This window comes from Allosphingosinicella sp., from assembly GCF_036387215.1.
Lineage (GTDB): Bacteria > Pseudomonadota > Alphaproteobacteria > Sphingomonadales > Sphingomonadaceae > Allosphingosinicella.
Genome location: NZ_DASVUE010000273.1, coordinates 1 through 5,663 on the forward strand (window position 1 = coordinate 1; position 5,663 = coordinate 5,663).

The 5,663-nt window shown below is 63.9% G+C and carries 6 protein-coding genes, 1 tRNA gene and 1 pseudogene; 6 read left to right on the forward strand and 2 right to left on the reverse strand.

Annotation, left to right across the window (positions count from 1 at the left end):
- Positions 1 to 581, reverse strand: a 581-nt coding sequence (locus VF662_RS11150) for a methionyl-tRNA formyltransferase (RefSeq protein ID WP_464141103.1), incomplete at its 3' end; no start/stop codon positions are given.
- 90 nt (positions 582 to 671) lie between these two features.
- Here VF662_RS11150 and recR point away from each other — a divergent pair.
- The 3 genes from recR to def all read left to right on the forward strand — a co-directional run bounded on the left by recR (position 672) and on the right by def (position 3,145).
- Positions 672 to 1,268 carry a recombination mediator RecR gene (recR, locus tag VF662_RS11155; protein ID WP_464141093.1) on the forward strand — a complete coding sequence of 199 codons (597 nt, stop codon included), beginning with the start codon at positions 672 to 674 and terminating at the stop codon, positions 1,266 to 1,268.
- Positions 1,269 to 1,436: 168 nt separating this feature from the next.
- Positions 1,437 to 2,546: a methyltransferase gene (locus VF662_RS11160; RefSeq protein WP_464141095.1), complete on the forward strand. Its 1,110-nt coding sequence runs from the start codon at positions 1,437 to 1,439 to the stop codon at positions 2,544 to 2,546.
- Positions 2,547 to 2,602: 56 nt separating this feature from the next.
- Positions 2,603 to 3,145: a peptide deformylase gene (gene def, locus VF662_RS11165; protein WP_464141097.1), complete on the forward strand. Its 543-nt coding sequence runs from the start codon at positions 2,603 to 2,605 to the stop codon at positions 3,143 to 3,145.
- 3 nt (positions 3,146 to 3,148) lie between these two features.
- Here def and VF662_RS11170 read toward each other — a convergent pair whose 3' ends face one another.
- Positions 3,149 to 3,544, reverse strand: coding sequence for a four-helix bundle copper-binding protein (locus VF662_RS11170; protein ID WP_464141099.1), 396 nt, complete (start codon positions 3,542 to 3,544; stop codon positions 3,149 to 3,151).
- Positions 3,545 to 3,661: 117 nt separating this feature from the next.
- Here VF662_RS11170 and VF662_RS11175 point away from each other — a divergent pair, with 117 nt between their 5' ends.
- The 3 genes and pseudogenes from VF662_RS11175 to VF662_RS11185 all read left to right on the forward strand — a co-directional run.
- The gene (locus VF662_RS11175) at positions 3,662 to 5,101 is read left to right on the forward strand and encodes a DNA recombination protein RmuC (RefSeq protein ID WP_464141101.1); all 1,440 of its coding nucleotides are present in this window, start codon (positions 3,662 to 3,664) and stop codon (positions 5,099 to 5,101) included.
- 85 nt (positions 5,102 to 5,186) lie between these two features.
- Positions 5,187 to 5,261 (forward strand) — tRNA-Ile (locus tag VF662_RS11180).
- A gap of 99 nt (positions 5,262 to 5,360) precedes the next feature.
- Positions 5,361 to 5,663: pseudogene (locus tag VF662_RS11185) on the forward strand (hypothetical protein); the annotation flags it as partial.

Below are 5,663 nucleotides of genomic sequence, written 5' to 3' on the forward strand. Positions count from 1 at the left end.
CCTGCCTCCGGTTGCGGCACTGGCACGGTGCCGGGGAGGGTTCGGAGTACCTGCGTCATCAGCTCTGCGCCGATCCTCGCCAGCTCCGCAGTCAATTCTCCCGCGGTTTTCCGCCCGATTTCCGTCTCCCGCACCGCAAGCATGGGGCCGGTGTCGAGCCCCCGCTCCATCTGCATGATGGTGACGCCGGTCGTCTCGTCACCCGCGAGGATCGCCCGCTGCACCGGCGCCGCCCCCCTCCAACGCGGCAGGATCGAGCCGTGGACATTGAGGCACCCGAAACGCGGCGCCTCCAGGATCGGCATCGGCAGGATCAGCCCGTAAGCCGCGACCACCGCCGCATCGAGGCCGAGCGCGGCGAACGCCTCCTGCTCCTCGGGCGCCTTGAGGGAAAGCGGCGTCGTTACCTCGATCCCGGCCGCCTCCGCTCGCTGCTGCACAGGGGAGGGACGAAGCGCCTTGCCTCGGCCCGCCGGCCGCGGCGGCTGCGAATAGACGGCCACCACCTCATGGCCCGCCGCAATGAGGGCATCGAGCGTCGGCACCGCGAAGTCCGGCGTTCCCATGAAGGCGAGGCGCATGACCGCTGTCATTGCGAGGAGCGTAGCGACGAAGCAATCCACTTCCCACGCCGGATTGCTTCGCTGCGCCCGCAATGACAGAGGGAAGGCATGGCATCTCCCGAAATCGAGGCGTTGACGCAGGCTCTGTCGCGGCTTCCGGGGCTTGGGCCGCGCTCGGCGCGACGGGCGGTGCTCCACCTCCTCAAGAAGCGGGAGGCGGCGATGGCGCCGCTCCTCCGGGCGCTCGAGAAGGTCAATGAGCGGCTCTCCGTCTGCTCCAATTGCGGCAATGTCGATACGACCGACCCTTGCACCATCTGCGCCGACCCGCGCCGCGATACGCGCCTGCTCTGCGTCGTCGAGGAGGTCTCCGATCTCTGGGCGCTCGACCGCTCCCGCCTCTTCCCCGGCAGCTTCCACGTCCTCGGCGGCCGCCTTTCGGCGCTCGAAGGCGTCCGCCCGGAGGATCTGAGCATCGACAAATTGATCGGCCGCGTCTCGAAAGGCGGCATCGACGAGGTGGTGCTCGCGATGAACGCCACGCTCGAAGGCCAGACCACCGCCCACTACCTCGTGGAGCGCCTCGAAACCTATCCCGTCCGCATCACCCAGCTCGCCCACGGCCTTCCCGTCGGCGGCGAGCTCGATTATCTGGACGAAGGCACGCTGGCCCAGGCGCTGAGGGCGCGGCGGCCCGTCGCATAGCAACCGTTCGTCGCGCCGGGCGCGGCATTCGTGGCGTAGCGTGCAACGTCGTCTCTGCGGCTACAACCTTCGTCGAACAGCGCCTGCGGGCGTAGCGGGGTCATTGCTAGGCCGAATGCGAGCGCCGGCGCCTCCCGATCCGGCACATCCCGCATGGAGACCGAAACGATGACCGATATTCTCGCCGATCTCGACGACCCGCACTCGCTCCGCGCCGTTTCCGAGGACGGGGAAGCTTCCCACCGGGCAGCGGCGGCACCAGAGCTTTCGCCGGCGCACATCCTTCAGGTGGGAATGGCCTTCTGGGGCTCCAAGGCGCTGCTGAGCGCCGTCGAGCTCGGCCTGTTCACCGAGCTTGCGTCCGGCCCCCGACGCGGCGGCGAGATCGAGAGCGCGCTCCAGCTCCATCCGCGCGGCACCTATGATTTCCTTGACGCGCTGGTTGCGCTCGGCCTTCTCGCCCGCGACGGAAACGGCGCTTCCGCGCTCTACCGGAACACGCCCGAGGCGCAGCGCTTCCTGGTGCGCGGCAGCCCCACCTATGTCGGCGGCATCCTCGAAATGGCCAATGCGCGGCTCTACCCATTCTGGGCCGACCTTACACCCGCATTGAAGACCGGCCAGCCGCAGAACGAGGTGAAGCATTCGGGCAAGCCGATGTTCGATGAGCTTTACAGCGATCCGGCGCGGCTCGAGCAGTTCATGGGTGCGATGAGCGGCGTCTCGATGGGCAATTTCGTGGCCTTCGCGGAGAAATTCGATTTCTCCGGCTATCGTACGCTCGCTGACATCGGCGGCGCGACGGGTCAGCTTTCCTGCATCGCCGCGGCCCGCCACCCGCACCTTACCTGCCGGTCGTTCGATCTTCCGGTGGTGCAGCCGATCGCCGAGCGGCGGATCCGCGATGCCGGCCTCGAAGGAAGGGTCAGTGCCGGCGCGCTCGACTTCATGAAGCAGGACTTCCCGAAGGCCGACGTGATCACGATGGGCATGATCCTTCACGACTGGAACCTCGAGGTGAAGAAGATGCTCATCCGTAAGGCCTATGACGCTCTTCCGGAAGGCGGCGCCTTCGTGGCGATCGAGAACATCATCGACGACGAGCGCCGGGAGAATGCGTTCGGGCTGCTCATGTCGCTCAACATGCTGATCGAGTTCGGCGACGCGTTCGACTTCACCGGCGCCGATTTCAAGGGATGGTGCCTCGAGGCGGGCTTCTCCCGCTGCGAGATCCTGCCCCTGGGCGGTCCCGCGAGCGCCGCCATCGCCTACAAGTAGGGAGCGGAAACGGGCGGCGCTTGACGCCGCCCGGGCCTCAACCTAGCTCCGCCCGCATGGGCCTCCTGCCGATCATCGAAATCCCCGATCCGCTGCTCCGCGCGCAATCCGCTCCGGTGGAATCGGTGGGCGACGACATCCAGAAGCTCATCCAGGACATGTTCGCGACGATGTACGCGGCGCCAGGCATCGGGCTTGCGGCGGTGCAGGTGGCGATCCCGAAGCGGCTTCTGGTGATCGATCTCCAGGAGGAAGAGGATGAGGCGGGCGAGCCGATCCGCGATCCCCACGTCTTCATCAACCCGGAGATCGTCCACAGTTCGGACGCGCGGAAGGTCTACAACGAAGGCTGCCTCTCAATCCCCGAGCAATATGCCGAGATCGAGCGGCCCGACATCGTCACCGCCCGCTGGATCGACGAGAAGGGGCTTGAGAGGGAAGGGGAGTTCGGCGGCCTCATGTCCGTCTGCCTCCAGCACGAGGTCGACCATCTGAACGGCGTGCTTTTCATCGACCACCTCTCGCGCCTGAAGCGCGACATGGTCGTCAAGAAGGTGCTGAAAGCCCGCAAGGAACGCGACAAGGCCGCCATTCTCTAAGGATCAGTGGAACGTCTCCAGCGCGTCGCGGCAGTCCTGCGCCGTCTCGCGGCACATTTCGGCGCAGCGTCTGCAATGATCGTGGTCGTGCCGCTCGCATTCCTCAGCGCAGATGTCGCAGGCGGTGATGCAGAGCTGGAGCATCTCCTCCAGCAGGATCTCGTTGCCGCCCGTCCTCCGGATCGCGAGCGTCGACGTGGCGGCGCAGACGTCCGAGCAATCGAGGCAGGTGCGGATGCATTGCCGCATCTGCTCCACATGTTTCTCGGCAAGGCAGGCGTCGGCGCAGCTCGTGCAGATCGCCGAGCAGAACATCGCATGCCGCGCCGCCTTCGCCAGCGCCTCGTTGAAGTCGCCGCCGACATCCGGGTGAGAGGCGATCATCTTCCCGATCGACATGCCATTCTCCTGAGCCCGCTGAAACGAACGGGTTTTCTGTGGATAGAGTTCCAACCGGGCCTTGAGCGGCGGCCACGGCTGCTCTAGGTTCTTGGTACGTTCTTGGGAGCTGCGCTTGTGGAGACGACAGTTATAATTGTTGTGGCGCTGGCCGTCATAGCCGCGCTGGTGATCGGTTATCTGCTGGGGGGTAGGCCAATCAAGCAGCTACAGGAGGATGCTGAGACTTGGCGGCAGGCACAGGATCAGCTCAAAGGTGAAATTGAGCATTGGCGAAGTAAGTTCAACGAGGCGATTGTGAACCTTGCCGCCGAACGAAAAACCGCCGAGCGGGTCGAATCCGTCGAAGCGGAGCTGCGCGCAGAGCGCGTGATCTCGTCGGAGCTCAGCGCCAAGGTTGCTGCCTACGAAAGAGGCGAGCAGGAGCGGCAGCGCGCGCACGAGGCTCAGCTCGCGCAGCTCGGGGAATTTGAAGTCAAGCTCGAGAAGCGTTTTGGTGAGCTTGCAGGAAAAGCAGTTGAAGGCGCTCACGATAGCTTTTTAAAGCGGGCGGAGGAGAAGTTCGGCCATGCGGGTCAGCAAAACGTGGAGAAACTCAGGAATTTGCTACAGCCCGTCGAGGCTACCCTAAAACGCTATGAAGAAGGCCTCAAGGAGGTCGAGAAGGATCGGGTCGGCACATACGAGTCGCTGCGCGAAGCAGTGGCACAGCTCTCCTTGGGCAACGAGCATGTCCGGCGTGAAACGCAGCGCTTAGCAAATGTTATGCGATCGAGTCCAAAGGCCCGCGGGCGGTGGGGCGAGGAGCAGCTTCGCACCATTTTGGAGGCAGCCGGCCTGGCTGAGAACGTAGATTTTAGTTTGCAAAGTACGGTCAATGATGGTGAGCGGCAGCTCCGTCCCGACTGCGTCATCAGTTTACCAGGTGACCGCTGTATCGTGATTGACGTTAAATGTCCCTTGGTTGCCTTTGAACAAGCATTCGACGAGGAGGACGAGGGTCGCCGGGGGGAGTTGCTGCTCCAGCACGCAGCAGCGATGAAGACATACGCAAACGATCTTGGACGGAAGGGCTATTGGCGTCAGTTCGACCTGTCGCCCGACTTTGTAATCATGTTCATTCCCGGTGAGCATTTCCTTTCTGCCGCCGCTGAGAGGGCACCTGACTTGATTGAGACGGCTTTTCGCAATGGAGTGATCATCGCGTCGACAATCAACATGCTCGCACTCGCCAAGATCATGGCCGGCATGTGGCGCCAAGAGAGCTTGGCTGCGCAGGCGAAAGAGGTGGGAGAAGCAGGCAAACGGCTGTTTGGAAGCTTGGCCGTGGTAACTGAGCATGTTGCGGCCTTGGGAGATCGCCTGGAGAAGGCTGGCAAAGACTATAATAAGATGATTGGCAGTCTTGAACGAAACGTCATCCCTCAGGCCCGGCGGTTTGAAGAGCTTAAGATCGACCTGGGCGATAAAAAGCTGAGCACGCTGTCAGCCATTGACGTGGCCGCGCGCCCGTTAACGAAGCTCGCCGCGCCTAACGTCCTCGACGCGGCGGAATAGCCCGACCGAGGAGATTGCGTCAGAGGAACGGCGCTTGCTTGCCAATCCGCGCCGGCCTCCGCTATCGCGGCTTCGAGCGTGTTAAGGGCCTGTAGCTCAACGGTAGAGCCGGCCGCTCATAACGGCTAGGTTGGGGGTTCGAATCCCTCCGGGCCCACCACCATCTACTGTTGCGCGATGAGCAACACCGTAGTTCATTCGGGCGGGCTACCCGCACCTCCCTGCATGGTCCATCTAGTCTCTCTACAGGGAGGACGACATGCCCGAGCAACTCGAGCTTTTCACGGACATCGAACGGCAGGTGATCGTGCTTGCGGCGAGTTCGTCGCGGGAGTGCGTCTCCGTCTCGTCCAACCCCGCCCGCCGCGGCCTGGATTGGCTGGTGCGCAAGCTCGCCGGCGACACTTCCGCCAATCCGCTTGCCAACGAGCGGCTCGAAGCGCTCCGCCGCCTTGCCTGCACCACCTTCGCCACCCGGGGCGAGCCGGCAGAGACCAGTATCCGCCAGGCTCTGCAGGCGGGCTTCAGCCGCGACCAGATCGAAGGCCTGAAGCGGCTCGCA

Coding starts and splice junctions, on each gene's coding strand:
- recR (WP_464141093.1), top strand. CDS start 672: ATGGCATCTCCCGAAATCGAGGCGTTGACGCAGGCTCTGTCGCGGCTT.
- VF662_RS11160 (WP_464141095.1), top strand. CDS start 1,437: ATGACCGATATTCTCGCCGATCTCGACGACCCGCACTCGCTCCGCGCC.
- def (WP_464141097.1), top strand. CDS start 2,603: ATGGGCCTCCTGCCGATCATCGAAATCCCCGATCCGCTGCTCCGCGCG.
- VF662_RS11170 (WP_464141099.1), bottom strand. CDS start 3,544: ATGTCGATCGGGAAGATGATCGCCTCTCACCCGGATGTCGGCGGCGAC.